We start from the raw sequence: 26,544 nt of genomic DNA on the forward strand, positions 1-26,544 counted from the left end.
GGGAGCCATGTACACATGCAGTATTTTGTCCAGCAGCTTATCAATGGGCTGACGCTGGGATCGATCTATGGGCTGATCGCGATCGGCTACACGATGGTCTACGGCATTATCGGCATGATCAACTTTGCTCATGGCGATATCTTCATGGTGGGCGCTTTCACGGCGCTGATCGTTTTCCTCATCCTGGGTGCCCTGTTCTATTCGGTTCCCGTGGTCATCGCGCTGCTGGTGATGATGATCGTGGCGATGCTGCTGACCAGCCTCTACAACTGGACGATCGAGAAGGTGGCCTACCGGCCGCTGCGCGGCTCGTTCCGGCTGGCGCCGCTGATCACCGCCATCGGCATGTCGATCGCGCTGTCGAATTTCGTGCAGGTGACGCAAGGCCCGCGCAACAAGCCGATCCCGCCGATGGTGTCGAAGGTCTACAACATCGAAGGCATCAGCGTGTCGCTGAAGCAGATCATCATCGTCGTCGTCACCGCGTTGCTCTTGGTGTTGTTCTGGTACCTGGTCAACAAGACCTCGCTTGGCCGGGCGCAGCGCGCCTGCGAGCAGGACCGCAAGATGGCGGCGCTGCTCGGCATCGATGTCGACCGCACCATCTCGATCACCTTCATCATGGGCGCGGCACTTGCCGCCGTCGCCGGCACGCTGTTCCTGATGTATTACGGCGTCATCGCCTTCTCGGACGGCTTCGTGCCCGGCGTGAAGGCATTCACCGCAGCGGTGCTGGGCGGCATCGGTTCGTTGCCGGGCGCGGTGCTGGGCGGCCTTTTGATCGGCTTCATCGAGAGCATGTGGTCGGCCTATTTCTCGATCGACTACAAGGATGTCGCCGCCTTCTCGATCCTGGCTATCGTGCTGATCTTCCTGCCTTCCGGCATTCTCGGCCGGCCAGAAGTCGAAAAGGTCTGAGATCATGGCCGTCACCGTATCTCCCGAGCGCGACACCGTCGCAGCCACGCCCATGCAGCGCGCCTTGCGCGAGGCCTTCTATGCCGGTGCCATCGCGCTCGGCCTGTTCATGCTGTTCATCGGGCTCAAGACCGACCAGAACATCTCAAACGAGCTGATCCTGGTGCAGCGCTGGGGCCTGCTCGCCGCAGTGGTCATCGCCACGGCCGTCGGCCGCTTCCTCTATGTCGCCTACGGCCAGCCCTTTTTGGCCAACCAGAAGATCGCCGACGTCGCCACCGGCTTGCTGCCGGCCAGCGTGGCGTCGCGCTTCTTCCTCTTTCCAGCCTTCATCGTGGCCGTCATCGTCGCGGCGCTGCTGTTCGTCTTCAGCAGGTCTCTCGCCGGCTGGGTAGGGGCGGAGCCGGCCGGCTATCTGCAATTCCTGCGCGCCCTTGCGGTCATCTACGCGCTGGCTTGCGTGATCTACTATTTCCGCGGCTTCATCCATGCCAACTTCACAAAACTCGGCATCGCCGCACTGGTGCTCTATCCGATCATTGTCGTGGGCATGCTGTCGCTGATGTCGTGGTCGCTCGTCGGCGGGCTGCAAGGGTCGCTGAAATGGGTCGATAATTTCGGCATCCAGATCCTGATCTATGTCATGCTGGCCTGGGGGCTGAACATCGTCGTCGGCCTGGCCGGCCTGCTCGACCTCGGCTATGTCGCCTTCTATGCCGTCGGCGCCTATGCCTATGCGCTGCTCGGCACGCATTACGGCCTCTCCTTCTGGATCCTCCTGCCGGCCGCAGGCGCCATGGCCGCCTTCTGGGGCGTGCTGCTCGGCTTTCCGGTGCTGCGCCTGCGCGGCGACTACCTGGCCATCGTGACGCTTGCCTTCGGCGAGATCATCCGGCTGGTGATCATCAACTGGCGCGAGGTGACCAATGGCTCGGCCGGCATTTCCGGCATCCCGAAGGTCACCTTCTTCGGCCTGATGAGCTTCAACGTCTCGGATCCGAACTACATCGGCAAGGTGCTGAACATCGCCACATCGAGCGCCTATTACAAGATCTTCCTCTATTACCTCATCCTGGGGCTGGCGCTGCTCACCGCCTTCGTCACGGTCAGGCTGAGGCGCATGCCGGTCGGCCGCGCCTGGGAAGCCTTGCGCGAGGACGAGATCGCCTGCCGCTCGCTCGGCATCAACACCACGACCACCAAGCTGACCGCCTTTGCCACCGGCGCCATGTTCGGCGGTTTTGCCGGCTCGTTCTTCGCCGCCCGGCAAGGCTTCGTCAGCCCCGAATCCTTCGTCTTCCTGGAATCGGCCATCATCCTGGCCATCGTCGTGCTTGGCGGCATGGGATCACTGGTCGGCATTGCCGTCGCGGCTCTGGTCATGATCGGCGGCACCGAGGTGCTGCGCGAACTCGACTTCCTCAAGCAGGTCTTCGGACCCGACTTCACGCCGGAACTCTACCGTATGCTGCTGTTCGGCATGGCCATGGTGATCGTCATGCTGTGGAAGCCGCGCGGCTTCGTCGGCAGCCGTGAGCCGACCGCCTTCCTCAAGGTGCGAAGGGCTGTCTCCAGTTCCTTCACCAAGGAGGGGCACGGCTGATGAACGCGAACCCCTCCATGAACGACGCCATCCTGAACGTCGAACACCTGTCGATGAAGTTCGGCGGCCTGGTCGCGATCGGCGACCTGTCCTTCACCGCCAGGCGCGGCGAGATCACCGCGCTGATCGGGCCCAACGGCGCCGGCAAGACCACCGTGTTCAACTGCATCACCGGCTTCTACAAGCCGTCGGAAGGCATGATCACGCTCACCCGGCAGGACGGCTCGATCTACCTGCTCGAACGGTTGCCCAACCATGAGATCCCGGCGCGCGCCAAGGTGGCGCGCACCTTCCAGAACATCCGCCTGTTCTCGGGCATGACGGTGCTCGAGAACCTGCTCGTTGCCCAGCACAACAAGCTGATGAAGGCTTCGGGCTATACGGTGCTCGGCCTGTTCGGCTTCAGCGGTTACCGCAAGGCCTCGGCCGAATCCGTCGAACTTGCCAAGCACTGGCTTGAGAAAGCCGATCTGGTCGACCGCGCCGACGATCCGGCCGGCGACCTGCCCTATGGCGCGCAGCGGCGCCTCGAGATCGCGCGCGCCATGTGCACCGGCCCGGAGCTTTTGTGCCTCGACGAGCCCGCCGCCGGTCTCAATCCAAAGGAATCGGCCGCGCTCAACGACCTGCTGATGGACATCAAGAACAACACCGGCACCTCGATCCTGCTGATCGAGCACGACATGTCGGTGGTCATGCAGATCTCCGATCACGTCGTGGTGCTGGAATACGGCCGCAAGATCTCCGACGGCAATCCGCACTCGGTGCGCACCGATCCGCGCGTCATCGCCGCCTATCTCGGCGTCGACGACGAGGAGGTCGAGACCGTGCTGACCGAAGTCGGCGACGAGGACGTCATCGAGCAACTCGATACCGGTCCCGATGCCGCGCATGGTCCGGGAACATCGTCGTCCTATCTCGCCGGCCCGGTGAGCGACACGGTCGGCCACAGCGAAGGCGAGCGCATCACGGTGTCGAAGGGCGCCTCGAAGGCGGCGCAGGTCGATGCGCGGGCGGCGAGCGTTGCGGCCAAGGCTGTCGCGCCAGCACCTGCTTCGCGGACCAAGCCGGTGGCGAAGCCGGCCACCAAGGCGAGTGTCAAGACAGGGGCCAAGACGCCGGCCGCGAAGGCCGCGGGCATCTCGAACCGCCTGGCGGCGCCCCGCGGCGGCAAGGCCGACAATCTCACCCGCATCAAGGGGATCGGCGCGGTCAACGAGAAGAAGCTCAACGAACACGGCATCTTCCACTTCGACCAGATCGGCGCCTGGAAGAAGGCCGATGTCGAGGCCGTCGAAGCGTATCTCGCCTTTGACGGACGCATCGCCCGCGAAGAATGGGTCAAGCAGGCCACGCTGCTTAGCCAGGGCAAGGACACGGAATTCTCGCGCCGCGTCGACGCCGGCAAGGTGGCGACGAGCCATGCTTCCGGTAAGCAGGCAGCAAAGCCCGCGACAGGAGCGGGCAAGCCCGTTCGGGCCAAGCGCGGAGGGGGCAAGTGATGGCCGGGAAGACGCTGCTCGATATCAAGGGCGTGCAGACCTATTACGGCAACATCCGTGCGCTGAACGGCGTCGACGTCACCGTCAACGAGGGCGAGATCGTGGCGCTGATCGGCGCCAACGGCGCCGGCAAATCGACGCTGATGATGACCATTTTTGGAGCGCCGCGCGCCCGCGCGGGCACCATCACCTTCGCCGGCGCCGACATCACCCAATTGCCGACGCACGAGATCGCGCGCTTGCGCATTGCCCAGTCGCCGGAAGGCCGGCGCATCTTCCCGCGCATGACGGTGATGGAAAATCTGCAGATGGGCGCCAGCCTCGACAACCTCAAGCACTATGACGAGGACGTCGAGAAGGTGTTCGCACTGTTCCCGCGCCTGAAGGAGCGCATCGCCCAGCGCGGCGGCACGCTGTCGGGCGGCGAGCAGCAGATGCTGTCGATCGGGCGCGCGCTGATGGCGCGGCCGAAGCTGCTTCTGCTCGACGAGCCGTCGCTCGGTCTTGCGCCGCTGATCGTCAAACAGATCTTCGATGCCATTCGCGAGCTGAACCGCACGCAGGGGCTGACCGTGTTCCTGGTCGAGCAGAACGCCTTCGGCGCGCTGAAGCTGGCGACGCGCGGCTATGTCATGGTCAACGGCAATGTGACCATGAGCGGCACCGGCAAGGAACTGCTCGCCAACCCGGAAGTGCGCGCCGCCTATCTCGAAGGCGGCCATCACTGAGTTCAGGAGTCCTTACCATGCAAGGCATTCTCTACGAGGAACCGTCCATCTGGCAGTTCTTCTTCGTCACCTGCCTGCTCGGCGGCTGGGCGGCATGGATGACCGGCAAGGCCAGCGCCCAGACCTGGCGCAGCTTCGTCCAGCTGTTCGCCTATCTGCTGGGTCTCGGCATCGGCATCCGCTTCATCCATCATGCGCTGTTCAACGGCACGATGTTCTCGCTGCATTACTATGTCGTCGACACCATCGTACTGATGATCCTCGGCTTCGTCGGCTATCAATACACACGAACCAACCAGATGGTGACACAGTATAATTGGCTCTACGAAAGAGCTTCAATCTTGAGCTGGAAACCGAAAGGTTGACGTTCATCATTAACGCCGTTTCGGGGATGAATCGGCGTGACAAGTGCCTGAAAATCGGCAAACTATGCTTTCTGCGATAAGGGTGGGCATCGCATGAAAGCTTCATCCACGCCCACTCCGTTAATGGGAGCGTTTAAATGAAAAAATCACTTTTGTCCGCCGTCGCCCTGACCGCGCTGATCGCGTTCAGCGGCAATGCGTGGGCTGATCTAATGGTCGGCGTTGCTGGCCCGATCACGGGTCCGAATGCCGCCTTCGGCGCACAGTTGCAGAAGGGCGCGGAGCAGGCGGTCGCCGACATCAATGCGGCGGGCGGCATCAACGGCGAGCAGATCAAGCTCGAAGTCGGCGACGACGTCTCCGATCCGAAGCAAGGCATCTCGGTCGCCAACAAGTTCGTCGGCGACGGCGTCAAGTTCGTGGTCGGCCACTTCAACTCGGGCGTCTCCATTCCGGCGTCGGAAGTCTACGCGGAAAACGGCATCGTCGAGATCACGCCTGCCGCGACCAACCCCCAGTTCACCGAGCGCGGCCTGTGGAACGTGTTCCGCACCTGCGGACGCGATGACCAGCAGGGCGGCATCGCCGGCGGTTATCTGGCGGCCAATTTCAAGGACGCCAAGATCGCCGTCGTGCACGACAAGACCACCTACGGCCAGGGCCTTGCCGACGAGACCAAGAAGGCTATGAACGCCAAGGGCGTGAAGGAAGTCATGTATGAAGGCGTCAATGTCGGCGACAAGGACTTCTCGGCGCTGATCGCCAAGATGAAGGAAGCCGGCGTCTCCATCATCTACTGGGGCGGCCTGCACACTGAAGCCGGCCTGATCATCCGCCAGGCGGCCGACCAGGGCCTCAAGGCGACGCTGGTTTCCGGCGACGGCATCGTGTCGAACGAACTGGCTTCGATCGCTGGCGACGCGGTCGCGGGCACGCTCAACACGTTCGGCCCGGACCCGCGCCTGATCCCGGCCAACAAGGAACTGGTCGAGAAGTTCCGCGCGCAGGGCTTCGAGCCGGAGGCCTACACACTCTACGCCTACGCAGCCATGCAGGCGATCGCCGAGGCAGCCACCTCTGCCAAATCCAACGACCCGCAGGAAGTTGCCAAGGCGCTGCATGAGAAGGGTCCGTTCAAGACCGTGCTCGGCGACCTCTCCTACGACGCCAAGGGTGACCCGACGCTGCCCGGCTACGTCATGTACGAGTGGAAGAAGGGCGACGACGGCAAGTACACCTACGTCCAGAAGATGTAAGCCTGTCCGAATTGACTTCACGGAATGCCCGGCGCCTCGCGCCGGGCATTTTCTTTTACGGAAGCAGCGATCGCGCGTTTATTATCTGGCAAAGATCCTCGTTTTGAGGACAGCGGCGGCTTTCCACTGATGTTCAGCCGTTTGGGGCCACGCTCAAGGCGAAGACTCGGGTTTAAATCGGTTTAACGCGCGTCAAATTTTGTTTGCACTGCAGCATTTTCACGCTAATCATGGCGCCGCTTGCTCTTCCCTTCCGCTGCTGGAGCCCAATCCTTGGCCATCACGAAGATCCTCGTCGCCAACCGGTCCGAAATCGCCATCCGCGTGTTTCGCGCGGCCAATGAACTCGGCCTCAAAACGGTGGCGATCTGGGCCGAGGAGGACAAATATTCGCTGCATCGCTTCAAGGCCGACGAGAGTTACCAGGTCGGGCGCGGGCCGCACCTCAACAAGGATATGGGGCCGATCGAAAGCTATCTCTCGATCGAGGAGGTGATCCGCGTCGCCAGGCTGTCGGGCGCCGATGCGATCCACCCCGGCTATGGACTGCTTTCGGAAAGCCCCGAATTCGCCGAGGCCTGTGCCGAAGCCGGGATCACCTTCATCGGGCCCAAGCCGGAGACGATGCGCCGGCTTGGCAACAAGGTCGCGGCGCGCAATCTGGCCATCGAGGTCGGCGTGCCTGTCATTCCTGCCACCGATCCGTTGCCGGACGACATGGAGGCGGTCAAGAAACTTGCCACGGAGATCGGCTATCCCCTGATGCTGAAGGCTTCGTGGGGCGGCGGCGGCCGCGGCATGCGCGCCATCCGTGCCGAGGCCGATCTCGCCCGCGAGGTCACCGAGGGCAAGCGCGAGGCGAAAGCCGCCTTCGGCAAGGACGAGGTCTATCTCGAAAAGCTGATCGAGCGCGCCCGCCATGTCGAAGTGCAGATCCTGGGCGATACCAGTGGCAATGCGGTGCATCTGTTCGAGCGCGACTGCTCGATCCAGCGCCGCAACCAGAAGGTCGTCGAGCGGGCGCCCGCGCCCTATCTCAGCGAGGAGCTGCGCCAGGAGCTGTGCGGCCATGCGCTGAAGATCGCGCGCGAAACCAGCTATATCGGCGCCGGCACGGTCGAGTTCCTGCAGGACGCCGACACCGGCAAGTTCTATTTCATCGAGGTCAATCCGCGCATCCAGGTCGAGCACACCGTCACCGAACAGGTGACGGGCATCGACATCGTCAAGGCGCAGATCCACATTCTCGACGGCTTCGCCATCGGCACGCCGGAATCGGGCGTTCCAGCACAAAAGGACATCAGGCTGAACGGCCACGCGCTGCAGTGCCGCATCACCACCGAGGATCCCGAGCACAATTTCATCCCGGACTATGGCCGCATCACCGCCTATCGTGGCGCCACCGGCTTCGGCATCCGCCTCGATGGCGGCACCGCCTATTCGGGCGCGGTCATTACCCGCTTCTATGACCCGTTGCTGGAAAAGGTGACCGCATGGGCGCCGACGCCGGCCGAGACCATCGCACGCATGAACCGGGCGCTGCGCGAATTCCGCATCCGCGGCGTGGCCACAAACCTGACTTTCCTCGAAGCGATCATCAATCACCCGAACTTCGCCGACAATTCCTACACGACCAAGTTCATCGACACGACGCCGGAGCTGTTCGAGCAGGTCAAGCGCCAGGACCGCGCCACGAAGCTGCTCAACTATCTTGCCGACGTCAGCGTCAACGGCCATCCCGAGACGCGCGGCCGGCCGCAGTCGAAAGCCGATGCCGCCGCACCCGTGGTGCCCTACCTCAACGGCAATGTGCCCGGCGGCAGCAAGCAGAAGCTTGACGTGCTCGGTCCGGAAAAATTCGCCGCCTGGATGCGCTCGCAAAAAGAGGTGCTGGTCACCGACACGACGATGCGCGACGGCCATCAATCCCTGTTGGCGACGCGTGTGCGCACGCACGATATCGCCGGCATAGCGGGCACCTATGCGCGTGCCCTGCCGCAGTTGCTTTCGCTTGAATGCTGGGGCGGCGCCACCTTCGACGTCGCCATGCGCTTCCTCACCGAGGATCCCTGGGAGCGGCTCTCGCTGGTACGCGAGGCGGCGCCCAACCTCCTGCTGCAGATGCTTCTGAGGGGCGCCAACGGCGTCGGCTACACCAACTATCCCGACAATGTCGTGCAGCATTTCGTCAAACAGGCGGCATCAGGCGGCATCGACCTGTTCCGGGTGTTCGACTGCCTGAACTGGGTCGAGAACATGCGCGTTGCCATGGACGCGGTCGGCGCCGAGGGCAAGCTGATCGAGGCGGCGATCTGCTATACCGGCGATATTCTCGATCCCGCGCGGGCGAAGTACGACCTGAAATATTATGTCGGGCTGGCGAAAGAGCTCGAGGCGGCCGGCGCCCATATCATAGCGGTCAAGGACATGGCCGGGCTGTTGAAGCCGAGCGCCGCGCGCGTGCTGTTCAAGGCGCTGCGCGAAGCGACAGACCTGCCCATCCATTTCCACACGCACGATACATCGGGGCTCTCAGCGGCAACGGTTCTGGCGGCGGTGGAGAGCGGCGTCGACGCCATCGACGCGGCGATGGATGCGTTCTCCGGCAATACCTCGCAGCCCTGCCTCGGCTCTATCGTCGAGGCGCTGAAGGGCACCGAGCGCGATCCCGGGCTCGACCCGCAATGGATCCGGAGGATCTCCTTCTACTGGGAAGCGGTGCGCAACCAGTATGCCGCCTTCGAAAGCGACCTCAAGGGGCCGGCGTCGGAAGTCTACCTGCACGAGATGCCGGGCGGACAGTTCACGAACCTCAAGGAACAGGCGCGTTCGCTTGGGCTGGAGACGCGCTGGCACGAGGTGGCGCAGACCTATCATGACGTCAATCTGATGTTCGGCGACATCGTCAAGGTGACCCCGTCGTCCAAGGTGGTCGGCGACATGGCGCTTATGATGGTCAGCCAGGACCTCACCGTCGCCGACGTCGAGAACCCGGCGAGGGATATCGCCTTCCCGGACTCGGTCGTCTCAATGCTGCGCGGCGATCTCGGCCAGTCGCCTGGCGGCTGGCCGCAGGCGCTGCAGAAGAAAGTGCTGAAGGGCGACAGGCCGATCACGGCGCGGCCGGGCTCGCTGCTCAAGCCGGCAGACCTCAAGGCCAGCCGCAAGGAGATCGAACGGAAGCTCGAGCGCAAGCTCAGCGAATACGAGTTCGCTTCCTGGCTGATGTATCCGAAGGTCTTCTCGGACTTCGCGGCCGCGCAGGAAACCTACGGTCCCGTCAGCGTGCTGCCGACGCCGACCTATTTCTACGGCATGAAGCCGGAAGACGAGGTGTTCGTCGACATCGAGAAAGGCAAGACGCTGGTCGTACGCTGCCAGGCGATCGGCGACGTGGACGACAAGGGCATGGTCACCGTGTTCTTCGAACTCAACGGCCAGCCGCGCCGCGTCAAGGTGCCCGACCGGGCACATGGCGCGTCCGCCGCGAAGGCAAGGCGCAAGGCCGAACCCGGCAACGAGGCGCATGTCGGCGCGCCGATGCCGGGCGTCGTCTCGGCGCTCGCGGTGGCCGCCGGCCAGGCGGTCAAGGCCGGCGACGTCCTGCTCTCCATCGAAGCGATGAAGATGGAAACGGCGCTGCATGCCGAGCGTGACGGCACGGTCGCCGAGGTGCTGGTCAAGGCCGGCGACCAGATCGATGCCAAGGACCTGCTGATCGCCTTCAATTGAGATCTCGCAAGAGAGAGCCACAGACTGTCGGCTTCTGCCGGCAGCCCTGCCAGCCTGTTCGATAACCGCTTGACCCGCCGTCCCCGGTCGGGCATCGAACCGCAGAAATTTGCGGCGGCACGGTTGCCGAGTCGCGGCGAAGCATCGATTTTTTTGGAGAAAAACATGGCCGACGATATCACAGAGACCAGCCAGACTGTTGCCGCCGGCCAGTTGCGTGCCTTCATCGAGCGCATCGAGCGGCTCGAGGAGGAGAAGAAGACCATTTCCGACGACATCAAGGAAGTGTTCGCCGAGGCCAAGGGCACCGGCTTCGACACCAAGGCGATGCGCGCGATCATCCGGCTGCGCAAGAAGGACCAGGCCGAGCGCCAGGAGGAGGAGTCCATCCTGGACCTCTACAAGGCCGCTCTCGGCATGGTGTAAGGCGAGGCATCTCGTGATGTCCGGGGTCGGCGATGAGTGAGTTCGACTTCGGTGGCCGAAGGGCCTCAGAGTTCCGCCAACGCGGCTTCTGGACGCTGTTTGCCGGGCGTCACCCGGAAGAAAGAACCCGGCTGGCGAGGCGAGGGCCCTGGTTCTGGCAGCGCGGGCTGCCGGAATTCGCGCTGGTGCTGTCCATGTATGTGGCGCCGAGCGAGAATGTGGTCGGCGTCTTCTTCGGCCGTAACGAGAAGCTTGGCGCAACCGACGTCTGGGTGCGCCTCAAGCCGTTTCAGCCGGCGATCGAGGAACGGCTGAAGCTCAGGCCGGAGCAGAGCGCACAAAACCTCGGCATCAATTCACAGTGGCGGGTCAACTGCTTTGCCGAGGACAATTGGCCGGCCATGACCGACTGGCTGGTGACCGAATGCTCGCGGTTCGAGTGCGCCGTCACCGAAGTTCTGGGACAGGGATAGACCGCCGATGCTCGCGGATTTCTTCCGCTCGCGTTGGGACGGCCAGGTGCGGCTCGACCGGCTGTTCTGGCGCGATATGGTGCTCGTCGGCACGGCGATCAACGTTGCATCGTCCGTGGCGGCGCTCATTCTGCTGGGGTTGAAGATGCCGCTCGGTCTTGTGCTGGCGGTGCATTTCGCGCCGGTGCCCTACAACATCTTCCTGACTTCGGCCGTCTGGCGGACGGCGGAGCGAACCGGTGGCGCCAAGGCCTCCCTTGCTATGCTGGGTTCGGCGCTCTGGCTGATCGCAACAGTCGTCGTCTGACAATGCTGCACGAAAAAGGGCGGCCGAGGCCGCCCTTCGCAGAAAACATTGGCGAGGCCTCGCTCAGGCCGGCTCGAATCTCAGCGCCACGCCGTTGATGCAGTAGCGCAGCCCGGTCGGCGGCGGGCCGTCCTCGAAGACGTGGCCGAGATGGCTGCCGCAGCGAGCGCAATGGCATTCCGTGCGGACCATGCCGTAGCTGCGGTCGGTCGTGGTCTCGATGGAACCGGGAACGGGGTCGTTGAAGCTCGGCCAGCCGGTGCCGCTCTCGAACTTCAGCTTGGATTCGAACAGCGGCTGGTCGCAGCCGACGCAAAAGAAGGTTCCGGCGCGCTTTTCGTGAAGCAGCGCACAGCTGCCCGGGCGTTCGGTGCCATGGTTGCGCATGACGGCATATTGCTCAGGCGTCAGCCGGGCGCGCCATTCGGCGTCGGTGCGGGTGACAGGATAGGTGTGGGTGTCCATGCAGAAAACTCCTCGGCCTTGACGGCTCATTGTTGATCGCAATGTCTATTCGCAACAAGATAGGCGTTTGTTACGAGATTTGCCCGCATTTTCGAGCGTGCCTTCTGCAATCCTCATGCGATCGCCGTGAGATAGCGCGCAACGGAGGCCGCCAGCGCCTGTTTCGCGCCACCGATAATGTTCTGGTTCCACCACGCGCCGTAGATGTCATCGAATGTGAAAGGCTCCAGCGCGGCCGCGATGCGGCGCACGGCGGCCGCATTGAGCGGGATGTAGTTGGGATAGCTGTACATGAAGCTGACGTGGCGGCGGGTCGGCGTCACCTGCAAGATATCGCCGGCCAGGAGAGCATTGCCGCCTTCGCGCTTCCAGTGCAGCACCTGGCCGCCGGCAAAGTGGCCGCCGCAGCGGATGAGCGTCAACGCCGGGTTCAGGTCCAGTGTCTCGCCTTGCCAGCTGACGATCGACGGGTGTGGCCGCATGATCCACTGCCGGTCGTCGTCATGGAGATAGATCGGCACGCCGCCAAACGCCTCGCTCCATTCGACCATCACCGAATAGTAGTGGCAGTGCGAGATGGCGATCCCGGCAAGGCCGCCGCGGCGATTGATCTCGGCCACCGCCTCGTCGGTCACCATCGAGATGCAGTCCCACAGAACGTTGCCGTGCGGCGTCTGCGTCAGCAGCGCCCGCTGACCGATGGCGAAGCGCGGCTCGATGCCGAAGGCGAGAACGCCGGCATCGCCCTTCATCACAAGCCGATGCCCGGCCGCGAGCTCTTCCGGTGTGGTCCAGGCCTGGCCTTCCCAGCGCACATATTGCCGCTCGTCCTCGCAGATCGGACAGTGCTGTGGGGGCGCTTCGCTCTGCGCGAACTGGACACCGCATTGCAGGCAGAGGAAACAGGTCATGGAACCTCCCGTCATTTTCCCGGCTCAATGCTTGCGCGACAATTGCTTGGTGGCGCTTTCCAGTCCGGCGAGCGTCAGCGGAAACATGCGGCCGCCGAACATGTCGCGGATCATAGCGATCGAATGGGTGAACCCCCAGTTCTTCTGGCTCTCGGGGTTCAGCCATACCGCGTTCGGCCACTGCCGCAGCAGACGGCCGAGCCAGACGGCGCCCGCCTCCGGGTTCCAGTGCTCGACCGAGCCACCGGGATGCGCGATCTCGTAAGGGCTCATCGAGGCATCGCCGACCACGATCACCTTGTAGTCAGGCCCATATTTGTGGAGGAGATCGAAGGTCGGGATCGTCTCGGCATGGCGGCGGCGATTGTCCTTCCACACGCCCTCGTAGAGGCAGTTGTGGAAATAAAAATATTCGAGCTGGCGGAATTCGGCGCGGGCGGCCGAGAACAATTCCTCGACGCTTCTGATGTGGTCGTCCATCGAGCCGCCGACATCGAAGAACATCAAAAGCTTCACCGCGTTGCGCCGCTCTGGCCGCGTCTTGACGTCGAGATAACCGTGCTCGGCGGTGGCGTGGATGGTGCCGGGCAGGTCGAACTCCTCCTCGGCGCCTTCACGCACCCAGCGGCGCAGCCGCTTCAGCGCGATCTTGATGTTGCGGGTGCCGAGCTCGACGGCGTCGTCGAAATTCCCGAACTCGCGCCTGTCCCAGACCTTCACGGCCCGGCGGTTGCGGCTCTCATGCTGGCCGATGCGCACGCCTTCGGGATTGTAGCCATAAGCGCCGAAAGGCGAGGTGCCGCCAGTGCCGATCCATTTCGAGCCGCCTTGGTGGCGGCCTTTCTGTTCCTCGAGCCGCTGCTTCAGCGTCTCCATCAGCTTCTCGAAACCGCCGAGCGCCGCGACCAGCTTTTTCTCCTCCTCGGTCAGGTGCTTTTCGGCCAGCCGGCGCAGCCATTCCTCGGGGATATCAGCGACGTTGACGGCATTCGGACCGCTGAGCGCCTCCACACCCTTGAAGATATGCGCGAACACCTGGTCGAAGCGGTCGATATGGCGTTCGTCCTTCACCAGCGCGGCGCGAGCGAGGTAGTAAAAACCTTCGACGTCGTAGTCGACCAGCCCGGCTTCCAACCCCTCCAGCAGCAACAGGTATTCCCTGAGCGAAACGGGAACGCGCGCTGCCTTCAGTTCGAGGAACAAGGGGATGAACATTTTCTATCTATAGAAGATCATATTCGATGAAGCCGGTGCGGCGCGCGACATAGTCATAGAGCTTGCGCGCCGTGGTGTTGGTTTCGTGCGTCATCCAGTAGACGTTCCTGACGCCGATCTTGCCGGCTTCCTGCTTCACGGCTTCGATCAGCGCAGCGCCAATCCCCTTGCCGCGCACTTCGGGGTCGGCGAACAGATCCTGCAAGTAGCAGTTGTTCTTCTCGGACCAGCAAGAGCGATGGTACAGGTAATGGGTGAGGCCGACAGCCTTGCCGTCGAGGACGGCGATAAAGCCCTTCGGTTCGAACTCGCCTTGCGTGAACAGGCGCTTCCAGGTGACCTCGTAGACCTCTTGGGGCAGCTTCGTCTCGTAGAAAGCAAGGTAAGCGGTCCAAAGCCGGCGCCAGTCGGCGTGGTCGGATTCTGTGAGCGGGCGGATAGTGATCTCGGCCATTTCGTTCCCTCTGAAGTCTGGAACCCAATCCATACCAACAGAATCGGGATCAGGAACACCCTTGCCTATCCCGCCGGCGAATTATACTCGCGAAAAGCGGTCGCGAGCATGTGCAGCGCCTCTCGTGCCCTTGGCGCCAAGCCGTGCGAATGCAAAACGATCTCGGAAGGGGGAATTGGCGGCAGGCCGAGTTTGCGGCCCACCTCGACCAGGCCGGGCGGCGCGACACGGTAGGCGAGCGCAGCGACGGCGAAGCCGGCCGACACCGCGATATTGACGGCTGCGCCGCCGCCGCCCACGAAAGCCTCGTTCCAGGCAATGCCTGCCTTATCCAGCGTCTCGACAGCTCTCACGCGGTCAGGGCAATTGCATACGGTGCTTAGCAGCGCCAGGCGCAATGGCGTTCCCGGCCGCCATTCGAAGGCCGGGGCGGCGAACCAGCCATATTGAGTGCGCGACAAGGCTTCGCCGCGGCGGCTGTCGTCTTCCTGATGGACAATCACCGCATCGAGCTCACCGCGATCGAAAGCCTCCTCCAGCATGGAGCTCGTATCGATCCTGATGTTGAGCGCGAGCGACGGATCATGGGCATGCAACTGGGCTATCAATATGGACAGCTCAGGCCCGGCGACGTGATCGACAAAGCCGAGAGCAAGCCGACACGGCGCGTCGGAAAATTCCGTAACGGCTCGTTCGTGGGCGGCAAGGAATTCACGCGCCGCCGGGAGAAAAGCCGCTCCCCTTGCCGAGAGGGCCACGCGGCGCGGCGTTCGTTCGATCAGACGCGCGCCGAGCTTCTCTTCCAGCCGACGCAGCTTAACGCTGATCGTCGCCTGGGTGCTGCCCAGCGCGGCAGCCGCACGCGTGAAGCTCTGCAGGTCGGCCACCATGACGAAGGTCCGCACGGCATCGACGTCAAGACTGGTCATCTCTAATCATTCCATTTTGTCATTTCTGAAATAGAAACGCATAGTCTTTTTTCATGATGGGGGGTCATTTAAGTCATGTCGACCGCTGTGTGAAGAGCGACGCTCGCAGCCACTTCCGAATGCTCCGACTGAAAGTGACCGACATGACGTTTCCAATCGACCGAAACACCGTTGCTCTTGCGGGGGTCTGCCTCGCCTCGCTGCTGTTCGGCCTCGAAATCTCCAGCGTCCCGGTGATCCTGCCGAAACTGGAAACCGTGCTTGGCGCTGATTTCAAGGATCTGCAATGGATCATGAATGCCTACACCATTGCCTGCACCACGGTGTTGATGGCGACGGGGACATTGGCCGACCGTCTCGGCCGCAAACGCGTGATGGTGGGCACCACCGTCGCCTTTGGCCTCGCCTCCCTGCTATGCGGTCTCGCAACGAGCGCTCCGCTGCTGATCATCGCCCGGTTTCTTCAGGGCCTGGCGGGCGGAGCGATGTTTACCTGCAGCGTGGCGGTGTTGTCCCACCAGTTTCAAGACGGCAGTGAACGCGGCAAGGCCTTCGTCGCCTGGAGCGTCGTCTCGGGCATCGGCCTTGGCTTCGGCCCCGCCATTGGCGGATTGATTGTGACGCTGTCGAGTTGGCAATGGGTGTTCCTCATCCATGTGCCGCTTGGCGTTCTTGCCTTGGCTTTCATCGGCGCCGGTGTCACCGAATCGCGCGATCGCAACGCGCAGAAGCTTGACCGGGCCGGCATACTGACACTGTCGTTCGCGGTGTTCGGCTTCTCCTATCTGATCACGCAAGGGGCCGATCTGGGCGCTGGCGCGCGCATCGGCGTGGCAAGCGCGGCCGTGCTGGCCTTCGTCGCGTTCCTCGTAGCCGAGAAGATCAATCCCTATCCGATGTTCGATTTCTCCGTTTTCCGCATCCGCCAATTCTCGGGAGCGATCATGGGCGGCATCGGCATGAATTTCAGCTACTGGCCGTTCATCATCTATCTGCCGATCTATTTTTCGGGGGTCCTCGGTTACGACAGCACCACGACCGGGCTGTTGCTGCTCGTCTACACGCTCCCTTTCATGCTGATGCCGTCGATCGCCGAGCGCCTGCGGGCACGCTATCAGGCGCGGGTGGCGATCCCGCTCGGCTTGTTGACATTGGGGGTCGGTTTCATCGCCATGTGGATAGGTTCCGGGCTCGAGGGCAACTGGCTGACCATGCTGCCCGGCACGCTGATCGCCGGCATCGGCATCGGCCTGACCAATTCGCCGACCACCAACACCACGACCGGCTCGGTGTCACCCGATCGTGCCGGCATGGCGTCCGGCATCGATATCAGTGCGCGGCTGATCACCCTTGCCATCAACATCGCGGTGCTGGGACTGCTGCTGACGCAAGGGATCGTTTCTTATCTGCGCAACGCATTCGGCACGGCTATCGACCCGAACGAACTGCGCGCCCTGGCGGAGAAGATCGCAGCCGGCAATCTCGACGGCCTGGCGCAATACTCGCCCAAGCTTGCGACCCTCGACCCGACGGGCGCCATCGTTCATGCCTCCCTGGTCAACGGTTTTGGCTGGGTCATGCTCTATAGCGGGATCGGCGTTCTGGCTCTTGCCGTCATCAGCTTTGCTATCTTCGGTCCAAAACATGTCGCGCCGCAGCAGCGAAGCGGGCGTCCTGCGCAGGGTGCTGGCAAGGTGCGCTCCTAGCAATGCCTTGCGGCTCGGCCTCAGGACGCCGAGCCGCTCGTCACCCTTGCCGTCTCGCCATGAAGGCCAGCCGTTCGAACAGATGCACGTCCTGCTCGTTCTTCAGCAGTGCGCCATGCAGCTTGGGCAGCGCGTTCTTCGGGTCGGCGCGCAGATCCTCGGGCGCGATGTCGTCGGCGACCAGCAGCCTTATCCAGTCGAGCGCCTCGGAGGTCGACGGCTTCTTCTTCAGTCCCGGCACGTCGCGGATTTCGTAGAACTGAGTGAGCGCCGCCCGCACCAGATTCTGCTTGATGCCGGGATAATGCACATCGACGATCCTGTGCAGCGTCTCGACGTCGGGAAAGCGGATGTAGTGGAAAAAGCAGCGACGCAGGAAGGCGTCGGGCAGTTCCTTCTCGTTGTTGGAGGTGATGATGACGATCGGCCTCACCGCGGCGCGGATCGTCTCGCCGGTCTCGTAGACGAAGAACTCCATCCGGTCGAGTTCCTGCAAGAGGTCGTTGGGAAATTCGATATCGGCCTTGTCGATCTCGTCGATCAGAAGCACAACCTTCTTGCCGGCGGCGAAGGCTTCCCACAATTTGCCGCGCTTGATGTAGTTCTTGATATCGTTGAACCTGGTATCGCCAAGTTGGCTGTCGCGCAGCCGCGACACTGCATCGTACTCGTAGAGGCCTTGCTGCGCCCGCGTCGTCGATTTGACGTGCCATTCCATGAGTTCCAGCCCGAGTGCCGCCGCCACTTGCCTGGCAAGCTCCGTCTTGCCGGTGCCGGGCTCACCTTTGACCAGCAAGGGCCGTTCCAGCGCGATCGCCGCGTTGACCGCCACCATCAGATCCTTGTCGGCGACGTAGGCCGCCGTGCCTTCGAAACGCATTTTTGCTCCTTGGTTCAGTACGGACGACCGTAAGGAGACGGCTTGGCCCATGCAAGGGTGGGTTGGCGGCGGCGAAGTGTGAAGCCGGCAGGGCAAGAGCGCCAACTCTCTGGCGCCAAGTCTCTGGCGCTTGGGAGGGCATCGGCCTATATTGGGGCTGACGGTCTGCGCTTCCCGGCAGGAGACACTTTTCCCCGGGGCCTTAACGATCCTTAGGGAGCTGTCCCTGGGAAGACCCGTGGGTTTTCTCACACGGCGCCCACCTACTTTGTAGGCACCCGGGATCGACTTCTCCACCGGTTGTGTGGATCGTCACTTATTCGCCACATCCACGTATTTCGTGGATCATGCGATGGAAAACGTCGCTCCCAAAACGTCCATTCAGGTCTGGCTTTTTCTAGCGTCTGCGCATGGCATCCTCAAAAGACCTGAAAAAACAGCTGCGCAAGGAAGCACTTGGCCGCCGCGACGCGCTCGATGAATTCTGGCGGGTGGAAGTCGCGCTCGATATGGCCGAAACCGCGCGCGACCAGCTTGCCATCGAGCCAGGCCAAATCGTGTCCGGCTTCTGGCCAATGCGCTCGGAAGTCGATGTCCGGCCGCTGATGTTCGCCTTGCGCGAAAAGGGCGCACGGCTCTGCCTTCCGGCGATCCTCGACAAGACGACCATCGTCTTTCGCGAATTGGTACGCGGCGCGCCGATGATCGATATGGGATTTGGCACCGTCGGGCCGCATGAGGAGGCCGAAGTTCTTGACCCCTCCGTCATGCTGGTGCCGCTCGCCGGCTTCGACGCGCGCGGCCACCGCATCGGTTACGGCGCGGGCTATTATGACCGTGCGATCGCCAAGCTTGTCGACAAGGGGCATGCGCCCCGGCTGATCGGCATTGCTTTCGACTGCCAGGAAGTGACGATGGTTCCCAATGAGGACCATGACGTCATCATCCCGGAAATACTCACCGAGAGCGGGTTGCGCCGGTTCGAGCCAGAATTGTAGATAGTTCTTTGGAACGCATGATCTTTGCCGAAAGTCATGCCACTTTTCGGGGTCAAGCGTGATGAGACTTCTCTTCCTCGGCGACATGGTCGGCAAGACAGGCCGCACGGCGGTGTGGGAGCAATTGCCGGGCCTGATCTCGGACTTCAAGCTCGATTTCGTCATCGTCAACGGCGAAAACGCGGCCGGCGGCTTCGGCATCACCGAGGAGATTTTTCGCGAGACCATCGCGGCCGGCGCCGATGTCGTCACCACCGGCAACCATGTCTGGGACCAGCGCGATGCGCTCGCCTTCGCGCCGCGCGAAGAGCGCTTCCTGCGCCCCTCGAATTTTCCCAAGGGTACGCCAGGGCGCGGCTCGGGCGTCTACATCGCCAGGAGCGGCGCGCGCGTGCTGGTCGCCAACATCATGGGCCGGGTGTTCATGCATCCCGAGCTCGACGATCCCTTCCAGGCTGGCGAGCGCGAGCTTGCCGCCTGTCCGCTCGGCGAGCAGGCGGATGCCGTGGTCATCGACTTCCACGCCGAGGCGACCTCCGAAAAAATGTGCTTCGCGCATTTCGTCGACGGTCGCGCCAGCCTCGTGGTCGGCACTCACACCCACCAGCCGACCGCCGATCACCATATCCTCAATGGCGGCACCGGCTACATTTCCGACGCGGGCATGTGCGGCGATTATGATTCGTCGCTCGGCATGGACAAGGAGGAGCCGCTCAACCGGTTCCTGTCGAAAGTGCCGAAGGGGCGTTTCGAGGCGGCGACCGGACCCGCGACCTTGTGCGGCGTCGGCGTTGATATTTCCGACCGCACGGGGCTGACCGAGAAGATCGCGCCGTTTCGCCGCGGGCCGCGGCTCGAGGAAACGGCGCCGTCCTTCTGGACGTGACATTGATATAGGGGCTCTCAATACCTAACTGCCGGCGACACTGCTCTAGATCGTAGAGGGGACGACCTCCATGCAGCTTATCGAGTTCCTGGCGCCGCACTTCGCCTTCGTGTCCGATCCCACCGCCTGGGTCGCGCTGTTGACCCTGGTGGTGCTCGAGATCGTGCTCGGCATCGACAACCTGATCTTCATCTCGATCCTGACCAACAAGCTGCCGGAAGCACAGCGAGCCCGCGCCCGCCGGCTCGGCATCTCGGCGGCGCTCGTCATGCGGCTGGTGCTGCTCGCCACCATCTCGATCATCGTCCAACTGACGGCGCCGGTCTTCACCGCCCTTGGCCACGGCTTTTCCTGGCGCGACCTGATCCTGATCGCCGGTGGCCTGTTCCTGGTGTGGAAGGCGACCAAGGAGATCCATCACACGGTCGACCCCGACGACCACCAGGACACGATGCTGGGCGAGACCGTGCAGATGAGCCTTGCCGGCGCCATCTTCCAGATACTGCTTCTCGACCTTGTCTTCTCCATCGATTCCATCATTACCGCCGTCGGCATGACCGACGAGATCGCCATCATGTACATCGCCGTCATCGTGGCGGTTACGGTGATGATGCTGGCGGCTACGCCGTTGGCGAACTTCATAGCCAGGAACCCGAGCATCGTCATGCTGGCGCTGGGCTTCCTGTTGATGATCGGCATGACGCTGATCGCCGACGGCATGGGCTACCATGTGCCCAAGGGTTATATCTACGCGGCGATGGGTTTTTCGGCGCTCGTCGAAGGCCTCAACATGCTGGCGCGGAACCGCAAGAAGGCGAAGTCCGGCGGCGGGCATTGAGCCTGACGACATGGCCAATGCCGAGTTCAGGCTGACTCTTACGAAATTGTACGTACAATATCGTAATCGATGGTGCTGCTTTGCGGTTCGAATGGGATGCTGAAAGAGCCAGGCGCAAACTTGCCAAGCTCGGCATCGGATTCGATCTCGCGCAGAAGGTGTTCGATGATCCGCTTTATCTCATCGTGCCCGACCGGTTTGAAGATGGTGAGCAGCGTTGGCACGCTATCGGGACGATCGATGCCGTAGTGGTCATGCTGGTTGTACACACATATCCTGATCGCGAAGATGAGGAACGAGTTAGGATTGTTGGTGCCCGGAAAGCGACAGCGCATGAAAGGAGGCGCTATGAGCAAGAAGGACCTTAGTCAGGATCAGCGCAACCAGCTCGCCAAGCTGGCTGGTTTGCCTGACAGCGAAATTAATACTTCCGACATCCCAGAAGTTCCGGCGGAGAATTGGATTCATGCTCGTCGTGGACATCTTTACAGACCACTCAAGCAGCCAGTGACAATCAGACTCGATGCTGACGTGCTATCGTGGTTCAAGGAGCATGTCGGGGGTGGTGGTTACCAGACCGAAATCAATCGTGTGCTCCGCCATCACGTGATCGAGCAGGAAAAGCGTAAAACCTGAGCCGGTTCAACTCCCCGGTGCGCCCTTCGGGTGACGGTCGCCGATCAGGCCTAGTGTCAGGCCTTGTTCGAGCCAGGCCTTGGCGCCGGCCAGAACGAGCGTGAAGCCGCCGGTTGAATCGACCGCCTGTTTCACCTGTTCGTCGCCATTGCCGGCAAAGCCGAAATTGTGGACCTCCAGGAAGGTCGCGTCACCTGGCATTTCGGTGAAGGTCCAGATCACCGTGGTCGGCGGATCGCTCCATTGCATGACGATCTTTTCGTTGGCGACGATCTCGCTGACGACCACGGTCGTCGAGACGCCATACATGCGCCACTCCCATTGAACCGGCTTGCGGCCGTCCAACCTGCCGCTGGAATGGGTGAACCAGAATTTCGTGGTGATCTCCGGGTTGACGATGGCCTCGAAAACGTCGGAGACCGGCCGCCGGATCATCATGGCGGCTTCGGCCGTCGGTGTCTCGCGGATTTCCATAGCGTTCTCCCCTGCCGAATACGCCTTCACCAGGCGTCGGGCTCCCGCACCATGTGAACGATGTTGGCGGGGCTGGTGATCCAGAAACCGCGGAAGCCTTCTCCCAGCGGCTCGATGGCGTCGCATCGCTCGACGCCGACCTTGGCGAGATGATCGGCGGCGCCCGGGAAATCCCCGGTGAACAGTCCCAGCCAGATCTCGGCTTGGCCCGGTCCTGCTATGGCAGATTGATCTGCCAGGAAACGCCGAACCTGTCGTTCAGCCAGGCGAAACGGCGGCTGAAACCGTAATTGCCGGTCGGCATCAGAAACGTGCCGTCTTTGGACAAGGCCTCGACGATGCGCTCCAGCTCTTCTTCGGTGGAACAGTCGACGAAGAGCGAGACCGACGGCGTGAAGGTGAAGGCGTGCTGTACCGGGCTGTTGAAGATCATGACCTCCGTGCCGCCGATGGATGCGCGAGCCAGCTTGACTGCCCCTTCGGGTCCGTCCTCGCCTGCACCGTAGCGCGTGAGGTCGAGGACGCGGCTATCCGGAATGGTCTCACAATAGAAGGCCATTGCTTGCTCGGCCTTGCCTTCGAACATCAGGAACGGGGTTACTTTCACGGCAGGCCTCCCTTCGCTCAAATGTTGGTCTCGTTGGCAGGCTCGCCCTTTATCTCGCTGCGGTAGTAGCCTTCGCGCAAATTGATGCCGTGTTCGACATAGGCCTTCATGCAGGCCAGCATCTGCGACCAGCCCTCGCAATTGAGATAGGACTTCTTCAGGCCGACCGCGTCCTCGTGCCAGCCGGCCTCGGCGATGGTGACGAAAGTGCCGCCGTCGTCGAGCGGCTCGAAATTCATCTCGATGCGGGTCTTGTAGGCCGGCTTTCCCTCTTCGTCGGTGGCATCCCAGCGCAGCACGATGCGGCTGTCCCTGACGATTTCGTCTACTTCGACCGGCACCTTGCCCCACCACACGACATTGGCGCCCGACACCAAGGGCGCGCTGGCACCGCCGATAGTGGTGAAATAGGAGCTGAGCTTCTTCGGATTGACGACCGCGTCGAAGACGTCGGCGACCGGTTTGCCGATGCGTCCTGAAACCCTGAATCCAAGAGACATATCCACAGCTCCTTCCTTGATTGATAGGAGTTTATGTTATAAAAAAATAACATGTCAAGCCGATCGCAAGACGACAATGTTTTCAAGGCGCTGGCGCATCCGCGCCGGCGCGAGATGCTGGATCTGCTGAAGGACGCGCCAAAGACGACCGGCATGCTGTGCGAGGCGTTTTCCGATGTCGACCGCTGCACCGTCATGCTGCATCTCAAAGTGCTGGAAGAGGCCGATCTCATCGTGGCGCGGCGCGAGGGGCGCGAGCGCTGGAACCATCTCAACGCGCTGCCGATCAAGCAGATTCACGACCGCTGGATCAGCCAGTACGCCGGCCATGCGCTTAGCATCATAGACCGGCTGAAATCCGATCTGGAGGGGTGAACGGCCGTCACGGCTTTGCCGTGCGTGGTAAAGCGCGGCGCGGCTGGACGAATTGAGCCGATTTATCTATAAGCCGGCCATTCCGACAAAGAGCGCCATACGTCCATTCGGACGCAGCAGGGACGTTCTGACATTTTGAATTCGAGCATTGCGGAAGGCGGTCATGCATCTCGCCGCGCGATGCTCTAGCCGAACACGACAGGGGTGCCATGGCTGGCCATTCACAGTTCAAGAACATCATGCACCGCAAGGGCCGTCAGGACGCGGTGCGGTCGAAAATGTTTTCCAAGCTGGCGCGCGAAATCACCGTCGCGGCCAAGAGCGGGACCCCCGATCCGTCGATGAATCCGCGCCTGCGCCTTGCCGTGCAGAACGCCAAGGCGGTGTCGATGCCGAAGGACAATATCCAGCGCGCCATCAACAAGGCGTCGATGGGCGACGCCGAAAATTACGAAGCCGTGCGTTACGAGGGCTACGGTCCCGGCGGCGTCGCCGTGATCGTCGAGGCGCTGACCGACAATCGCAACCGCTCGGCTTCGAATGTGCGCGCCGCCTTCACCAAGGCCGGTGGGGCGATGGGCGAAACCGGCTCGGTGTCGTTCATGTGGGATCGGGTCGGCGAAATCTATTATCCGGCATCGGCCGGCAGCGCCGACAAGGTCATGGACGCCGCGATCGAAGCCGGCGCCGATGACGTGGAGTCGGACGAGGAAGGCCACACCATCTATTGCGCCTTCGAAAACCTCGGCGAGGTGTCGAAGGCACTCGAAGCCTCTCTCGGCGAGGCGGAATCGGTGAAGCCGATCTGGAAACCGCAGAACAATATTCCGGTCGACGAGGAACGCGCCCAGTCGCTGATGAAGCTGGTTGCCACGCTCGAGGACGACGATGACGTTCAAAGCGTCTACGCCAATTTCGAGGTCGACGAGGAGACCATGGCCAAGCTCAGCGCTGCGTGAGCAAAGCCTGACATGATCGAAAAACCGCTGCCCACCATCCGCATCACCTATTGCACGCAGTGCCAGTGGCTGCTGCGTGCCGGCTGGATGGCGCAGGAACTGCTATCGACATTCGGCACCGATCTGGGCGAGGTGACGCTGGTGCCCGGCACCGGCGGCGTCTTCACCATATCGTGCAACGAGGTGCTGGTCTGGGACCGCAAGCGCGACGGCGGCTTTCCGGATGCGGCAAAACTCAAGCAACTGGTGCGCGACGTCATCGACCCGGACCGCGATCTCGGTCATTCCGACCGCAAGGCGAAGAGCTGAGACTTCCCGCAGAAGCCGGACGTCATTTTCCTCGCCTCTGCCCGAAAATCGCGCCGATCCCGGCGCCGATTGCTATGCCCATGCCGATGCCGACGGCAGGGTCATCCATCGCTGCGCCACAGACAGCGCCGAGGCCGATCCCCGCGGCAATGCCCAAGGCCATGGTGGAATACGGGTCGTTCACGGCGCTTCTCCCGATAAACACGCCTCGGTCGCCGCGATGCCGAACGCGGCGGACCGAGACACGTCAACGCGCGGCGAACCAGAAGGATGCCAGCGCGGCGATGGCGGTGATGGCGCGCACGTGGTTCCACATCACCCAGTCCCTGAGATAGGTGGTCCATACAGCAGCGCCGTTGCTGCTGGCCGGATCGATGGCGGCCAGCGCGTCGTTGAGCGGCACGTTGAAAACCATCGTCACGATCGGGTTGCCGACGAGATAGATGACTGCGCCGGCCAGCAGCCAGAAGGAGCCTGGCTGCTGCCAGCCGATGATGGCGCCGGCGATCAAGACAAGGCAGATCAGGCCGGTGCCGAACAAGGCGGTCATGAACATCGGCGTGATGACGGTGATGTTGATCGAGTTCATGGCGGCGATACCGCCCGCGGCAGGCAGGCGAGCCATTGCCGGCATGACGAAGTTGGAAAAGGCGAAGAACACGCCGCCAACAACGCCCGAGCCGATAGCGGCGATGAAGATGAGGGTGGGAAGTAATTTCGGGATCATGTCAGTTGCTCCAGATGCCGGTTGCGGCGGTTTCAGTCGCAATGGGCAGAAAAGTTTTGGGGGGTGGCCGGGCACCTGTTCGACGCCTTCAAATCAATTATCCCGTCTGCTTCTTTCAAAACATGAGAAATCCTCATATTTGCAAAACGTGATAAACCCTCGTATTTTGCGAGTCAAGTCATTTCTGGGTGGCATTGCCGCCCGGCATCTGTTGAAGAGCCATGGAAAAAACCGCCACGTCCCCACCGGAACAGGTCGCCACGCCACGCCGCGCGCCGAGCCAGCAGCGCAGCCGTGAACGGGTCGAGCGCATGCTCGCCGCCGCCTCGGCGCTGATTGCGGAGCAAGGCAGCGATGCCATGCGCATGGGCGAGGTGGCGGAGCGGGCTGGGGTGTCGATCGGCTCGCTCTACCAGTTCTTCCCCGACAAGCGGGCGATCGTCTGGGCGCTGGCCGAGCGCTACACCGCCGAAAGCCAGGCCTGCATTTCAGCCGCGCTCAAGGACGTCGGCGACGCCGAGGGCCTTCGGCGGGCGTTCTCGGAACTGGTGGACATTTATTACCACCTGTTCCTGGCGGAGCCGGTGATGCGCGATATCTGGTCGGGCACGCAGGCCGACAAAGCGCTGCGCGAACTGGAGCTTGCCGACAGCCGTGCGAACGCCGAATTTCTCACTGCGGCGCTCAAACGCCTGCGGCCCGATGCCGATGCCGTCGCGCTGGAGACGACGGCGTTTCTCGTCTGGCAGATGGGCGAGGCCGCCATGCGGCTGGCGATCTCGGTCGAGCGGAAGGAGGGCGACAGGCTGGTCGCCGCCTACAAGCGCATGGCGCTCAGGGAATTGCTTGCGGAATAGGATGCTCTCACCCTCCCCTCGTGGGGAGGGTCGCTGCGAAGCAGCGGGGTGGGGGCAGCGCCGACCCACCCGACCTTCGGTCCGACCTCCCACACGGGACCGACAAGGGGGAGGTGGAGGCAAGCGCCAGCGTGAAGGGACGTGCATTGGCCAACAAAAAACCCGCCACGAGGACGGGTTCTCTGGTCAGCGAAAAGCTGATGGGGCCTAGAGGCCGAAACCTTCGAAGCGCTTCTTGAACTTCGACAGGCGGCCGCCGCGGTCGAGCAGGGTCTGCTGGCCGCCGGTCCAGGCCGGGTGCGTGGTCGGGTCGATGTCGAGGTTCATCGTATCGCCTTCCTTGCCCCAGGTCGAACGGGTCATGTACTCGGTGCCGTCGGTCATGACGACCTTGATGGTGTGGTAGTCGGGATGGATATCGGTCTTCATGGCTCGGTTCCTGGTTTGCCGGGTGCGGCTGACGGGCTGAAAGCCTGCGTCGATGCGCCCCTTTTTAAAACTCGAAGCC

Annotated in this window: 32 protein-coding genes, 1 other RNA gene and 1 pseudogene; 21 read left to right on the forward strand and 13 right to left on the reverse strand. The window is 62.5% G+C overall.

What is annotated here, in order from left to right; all coding sequences use genetic code 11:
- Positions 1 to 15 precede the first annotated feature (15 nt).
- The 10 genes from FJ953_RS20650 (at position 16) to FJ953_RS20695 (ending at position 11,310) form a co-directional block, all read left to right on the forward strand.
- Positions 16 to 918: a branched-chain amino acid ABC transporter permease LivH gene (locus tag FJ953_RS20650; protein ID WP_140493067.1), complete on the forward strand. Its 903-nt coding sequence runs from the start codon at positions 16 to 18 to the stop codon at positions 916 to 918.
- Positions 919 to 922: 4 nt separating this feature from the next.
- On the forward strand, positions 923 to 2,521 hold the full coding sequence (livM, locus tag FJ953_RS20655; RefSeq protein ID WP_140624965.1) for a high-affinity branched-chain amino acid ABC transporter permease LivM: 1,599 nt from the start codon (positions 923 to 925) through the stop codon (positions 2,519 to 2,521).
- The gene (locus FJ953_RS20660) at positions 2,521 to 4,023 is read left to right on the forward strand and encodes an ATP-binding cassette domain-containing protein (protein ID WP_140624966.1); all 1,503 of its coding nucleotides are present in this window, start codon (positions 2,521 to 2,523) and stop codon (positions 4,021 to 4,023) included. The genes livM and FJ953_RS20660 overlap by 1 nt, the downstream gene beginning before the upstream one ends.
- Entirely contained in the window at positions 4,023 to 4,751 is a 729-nt protein-coding gene (locus tag FJ953_RS20665) for an ABC transporter ATP-binding protein (protein ID WP_140493077.1), read from the forward strand. The genes FJ953_RS20660 and FJ953_RS20665 overlap by 1 nt, the downstream gene beginning before the upstream one ends.
- Positions 4,752 to 4,768: 17 nt before the next feature.
- Positions 4,769 to 5,116, forward strand: coding sequence for a DUF6867 family protein (locus FJ953_RS20670; protein ID WP_140493080.1), 348 nt, complete (start codon positions 4,769 to 4,771; stop codon positions 5,114 to 5,116).
- Between the two features lie 137 nt (positions 5,117 to 5,253).
- Positions 5,254 to 6,372 (forward strand): branched-chain amino acid ABC transporter substrate-binding protein, encoded by a 1,119-nt coding sequence (locus FJ953_RS20675; protein WP_140493083.1) that lies wholly within the window; start codon positions 5,254 to 5,256, stop codon positions 6,370 to 6,372.
- Positions 6,373 to 6,645: 273 nt separating this feature from the next.
- A complete protein-coding gene (pyc, locus tag FJ953_RS20680; protein ID WP_140624967.1) occupies positions 6,646 to 10,104 on the forward strand; it encodes a pyruvate carboxylase in 3,459 nt (1,152 codons plus the stop codon).
- Between the two features lie 165 nt (positions 10,105 to 10,269).
- Positions 10,270 to 10,530, forward strand: coding sequence for a DUF2312 domain-containing protein (locus FJ953_RS20685; protein WP_140493089.1), 261 nt, complete (start codon positions 10,270 to 10,272; stop codon positions 10,528 to 10,530).
- A 32-nt stretch (positions 10,531 to 10,562) separates the two neighbouring features.
- The gene (locus FJ953_RS20690) at positions 10,563 to 11,003 is read left to right on the forward strand and encodes a hypothetical protein (RefSeq protein ID WP_140566798.1); all 441 of its coding nucleotides are present in this window, start codon (positions 10,563 to 10,565) and stop codon (positions 11,001 to 11,003) included.
- Between the two features lie 7 nt (positions 11,004 to 11,010).
- Positions 11,011 to 11,310 carry a hypothetical protein gene (locus FJ953_RS20695; protein ID WP_140525026.1) on the forward strand — a complete coding sequence of 100 codons (300 nt, stop codon included), beginning with the start codon at positions 11,011 to 11,013 and terminating at the stop codon, positions 11,308 to 11,310.
- A gap of 63 nt (positions 11,311 to 11,373) precedes the next feature.
- Here FJ953_RS20695 and msrB read toward each other — a convergent pair whose 3' ends face one another.
- The 5 genes from msrB to FJ953_RS20720 all read right to left on the reverse strand — a co-directional run bounded on the left by msrB (position 11,374) and on the right by FJ953_RS20720 (position 15,284).
- Entirely contained in the window at positions 11,374 to 11,775 is a 402-nt protein-coding gene (msrB, locus tag FJ953_RS20700; protein ID WP_140525027.1) for a peptide-methionine (R)-S-oxide reductase MsrB, read from the reverse strand.
- Positions 11,776 to 11,888: 113 nt separating this feature from the next.
- Complete coding sequence (locus FJ953_RS20705; protein ID WP_140493101.1) at positions 11,889 to 12,686, reverse strand: MBL fold metallo-hydrolase; 798 nt, start codon at positions 12,684 to 12,686, stop codon at positions 11,889 to 11,891.
- 24 nt (positions 12,687 to 12,710) lie between these two features.
- Positions 12,711 to 13,901 carry a VWA domain-containing protein gene (locus FJ953_RS20710; RefSeq protein WP_140517535.1) on the reverse strand — a complete coding sequence of 397 codons (1,191 nt, stop codon included), beginning with the start codon at positions 13,899 to 13,901 and terminating at the stop codon, positions 12,711 to 12,713.
- A gap of 7 nt (positions 13,902 to 13,908) precedes the next feature.
- Positions 13,909 to 14,355, reverse strand: coding sequence for a GNAT family N-acetyltransferase (locus FJ953_RS20715; protein WP_140517536.1), 447 nt, complete (start codon positions 14,353 to 14,355; stop codon positions 13,909 to 13,911).
- Positions 14,356 to 14,420: 65 nt separating this feature from the next.
- On the reverse strand, positions 14,421 to 15,284 hold the full coding sequence (locus FJ953_RS20720) for a LysR family transcriptional regulator (protein ID WP_140517537.1): 864 nt from the start codon (positions 15,282 to 15,284) through the stop codon (positions 14,421 to 14,423).
- Positions 15,285 to 15,427: 143 nt separating this feature from the next.
- Between FJ953_RS20720 and FJ953_RS20725 the strand changes: the two genes are divergently transcribed.
- A complete protein-coding gene (locus FJ953_RS20725; RefSeq protein ID WP_246671771.1) occupies positions 15,428 to 16,990 on the forward strand; it encodes an MFS transporter in 1,563 nt (520 codons plus the stop codon).
- A gap of 40 nt (positions 16,991 to 17,030) precedes the next feature.
- Here the strand turns inward: FJ953_RS20725 and FJ953_RS20730 are convergent, their stop codons facing one another.
- Positions 17,031 to 17,870 (reverse strand): MoxR family ATPase, encoded by an 840-nt coding sequence (locus tag FJ953_RS20730; RefSeq protein ID WP_140517539.1) that lies wholly within the window; start codon positions 17,868 to 17,870, stop codon positions 17,031 to 17,033.
- A gap of 159 nt (positions 17,871 to 18,029) precedes the next feature.
- Here FJ953_RS20730 and ssrS point away from each other — a divergent pair.
- The 6 genes from ssrS (at position 18,030) to FJ953_RS20760 (ending at position 21,228) form a co-directional block, all read left to right on the forward strand.
- Positions 18,030 to 18,185, forward strand: a non-coding RNA gene (gene ssrS / locus FJ953_RS20735) — 6S RNA.
- Positions 18,186 to 18,280: 95 nt separating this feature from the next.
- On the forward strand, positions 18,281 to 18,868 hold the full coding sequence (locus FJ953_RS20740; protein WP_140517540.1) for a 5-formyltetrahydrofolate cyclo-ligase: 588 nt from the start codon (positions 18,281 to 18,283) through the stop codon (positions 18,866 to 18,868).
- A 61-nt stretch (positions 18,869 to 18,929) separates the two neighbouring features.
- On the forward strand, positions 18,930 to 19,754 hold the full coding sequence (locus FJ953_RS20745) for a YmdB family metallophosphoesterase (protein ID WP_140493122.1): 825 nt from the start codon (positions 18,930 to 18,932) through the stop codon (positions 19,752 to 19,754).
- Positions 19,755 to 19,824: 70 nt separating this feature from the next.
- Positions 19,825 to 20,592, forward strand: a complete 768-nt coding sequence (locus FJ953_RS20750) for a TerC family protein (RefSeq protein ID WP_140517541.1) — start codon at positions 19,825 to 19,827, stop codon at positions 20,590 to 20,592.
- An 80-nt stretch (positions 20,593 to 20,672) separates the two neighbouring features.
- Positions 20,673 to 20,960, forward strand: a complete 288-nt coding sequence (locus tag FJ953_RS20755) for a BrnT family toxin (protein WP_140566813.1) — start codon at positions 20,673 to 20,675, stop codon at positions 20,958 to 20,960.
- Positions 20,941 to 21,228, forward strand: a complete 288-nt coding sequence (locus tag FJ953_RS20760; protein WP_140624968.1) for a BrnA antitoxin family protein — start codon at positions 20,941 to 20,943, stop codon at positions 21,226 to 21,228. The genes FJ953_RS20755 and FJ953_RS20760 overlap by 20 nt, the downstream gene beginning before the upstream one ends.
- Positions 21,229 to 21,234: 6 nt before the next feature.
- On the opposite strand, the gene FJ953_RS20765 is transcribed toward FJ953_RS20760, so the two are convergent.
- The 4 genes and pseudogenes from FJ953_RS20765 to FJ953_RS20780 form a co-directional block, all read right to left on the reverse strand.
- A complete protein-coding gene (locus FJ953_RS20765) occupies positions 21,235 to 21,702 on the reverse strand; it encodes an SRPBCC family protein (RefSeq protein ID WP_140624969.1) in 468 nt (155 codons plus the stop codon).
- Positions 21,703 to 21,728: 26 nt separating this feature from the next.
- Positions 21,729 to 21,908: pseudogene (locus FJ953_RS31000) on the reverse strand (hypothetical protein); the annotation flags it as partial.
- A gap of 11 nt (positions 21,909 to 21,919) precedes the next feature.
- Positions 21,920 to 22,309, reverse strand: a complete 390-nt coding sequence (locus FJ953_RS20775; protein WP_281405133.1) for a VOC family protein — start codon at positions 22,307 to 22,309, stop codon at positions 21,920 to 21,922.
- 17 nt (positions 22,310 to 22,326) lie between these two features.
- Complete coding sequence (locus FJ953_RS20780; protein ID WP_140624970.1) at positions 22,327 to 22,809, reverse strand: SRPBCC domain-containing protein; 483 nt, start codon at positions 22,807 to 22,809, stop codon at positions 22,327 to 22,329.
- A gap of 51 nt (positions 22,810 to 22,860) precedes the next feature.
- Here FJ953_RS20780 and FJ953_RS20785 point away from each other — a divergent pair, with 51 nt between their 5' ends.
- The 3 genes from FJ953_RS20785 to FJ953_RS20795 all read left to right on the forward strand — a co-directional run bounded on the left by FJ953_RS20785 (position 22,861) and on the right by FJ953_RS20795 (position 24,452).
- A complete protein-coding gene (locus FJ953_RS20785) occupies positions 22,861 to 23,184 on the forward strand; it encodes a helix-turn-helix domain-containing protein (RefSeq protein ID WP_140493140.1) in 324 nt (107 codons plus the stop codon).
- A gap of 209 nt (positions 23,185 to 23,393) precedes the next feature.
- Positions 23,394 to 24,143: a YebC/PmpR family DNA-binding transcriptional regulator gene (locus tag FJ953_RS20790; RefSeq protein ID WP_140525039.1), complete on the forward strand. Its 750-nt coding sequence runs from the start codon at positions 23,394 to 23,396 to the stop codon at positions 24,141 to 24,143.
- A 12-nt stretch (positions 24,144 to 24,155) separates the two neighbouring features.
- On the forward strand, positions 24,156 to 24,452 hold the full coding sequence (locus FJ953_RS20795) for a SelT/SelW/SelH family protein (protein WP_140493146.1): 297 nt from the start codon (positions 24,156 to 24,158) through the stop codon (positions 24,450 to 24,452).
- A 22-nt stretch (positions 24,453 to 24,474) separates the two neighbouring features.
- Here FJ953_RS20795 and FJ953_RS30580 read toward each other — a convergent pair whose 3' ends face one another.
- Positions 24,475 to 24,636, reverse strand: coding sequence for a hypothetical protein (locus FJ953_RS30580; protein WP_181165385.1), 162 nt, complete (start codon positions 24,634 to 24,636; stop codon positions 24,475 to 24,477).
- A 63-nt stretch (positions 24,637 to 24,699) separates the two neighbouring features.
- The gene (locus FJ953_RS20800; protein ID WP_140624971.1) at positions 24,700 to 25,179 is read right to left on the reverse strand and encodes a DUF1772 domain-containing protein; all 480 of its coding nucleotides are present in this window, start codon (positions 25,177 to 25,179) and stop codon (positions 24,700 to 24,702) included.
- Between the two features lie 221 nt (positions 25,180 to 25,400).
- Here FJ953_RS20800 and FJ953_RS20805 point away from each other — a divergent pair, with 221 nt between their 5' ends.
- Entirely contained in the window at positions 25,401 to 26,036 is a 636-nt protein-coding gene (locus FJ953_RS20805) for a TetR/AcrR family transcriptional regulator (RefSeq protein ID WP_140624972.1), read from the forward strand.
- 207 nt (positions 26,037 to 26,243) lie between these two features.
- Here FJ953_RS20805 and rpmE read toward each other — a convergent pair whose 3' ends face one another.
- On the reverse strand, positions 26,244 to 26,465 hold the full coding sequence (gene rpmE / locus FJ953_RS20810) for a 50S ribosomal protein L31 (protein WP_006327661.1): 222 nt from the start codon (positions 26,463 to 26,465) through the stop codon (positions 26,244 to 26,246).
- Between the last annotated feature and the right edge of the window lie 79 nt (positions 26,466 to 26,544).

Source organism: Mesorhizobium sp. B2-3-6, from assembly GCF_006442305.1.
Taxonomy (GTDB): domain Bacteria; phylum Pseudomonadota; class Alphaproteobacteria; order Rhizobiales; family Rhizobiaceae; genus Mesorhizobium.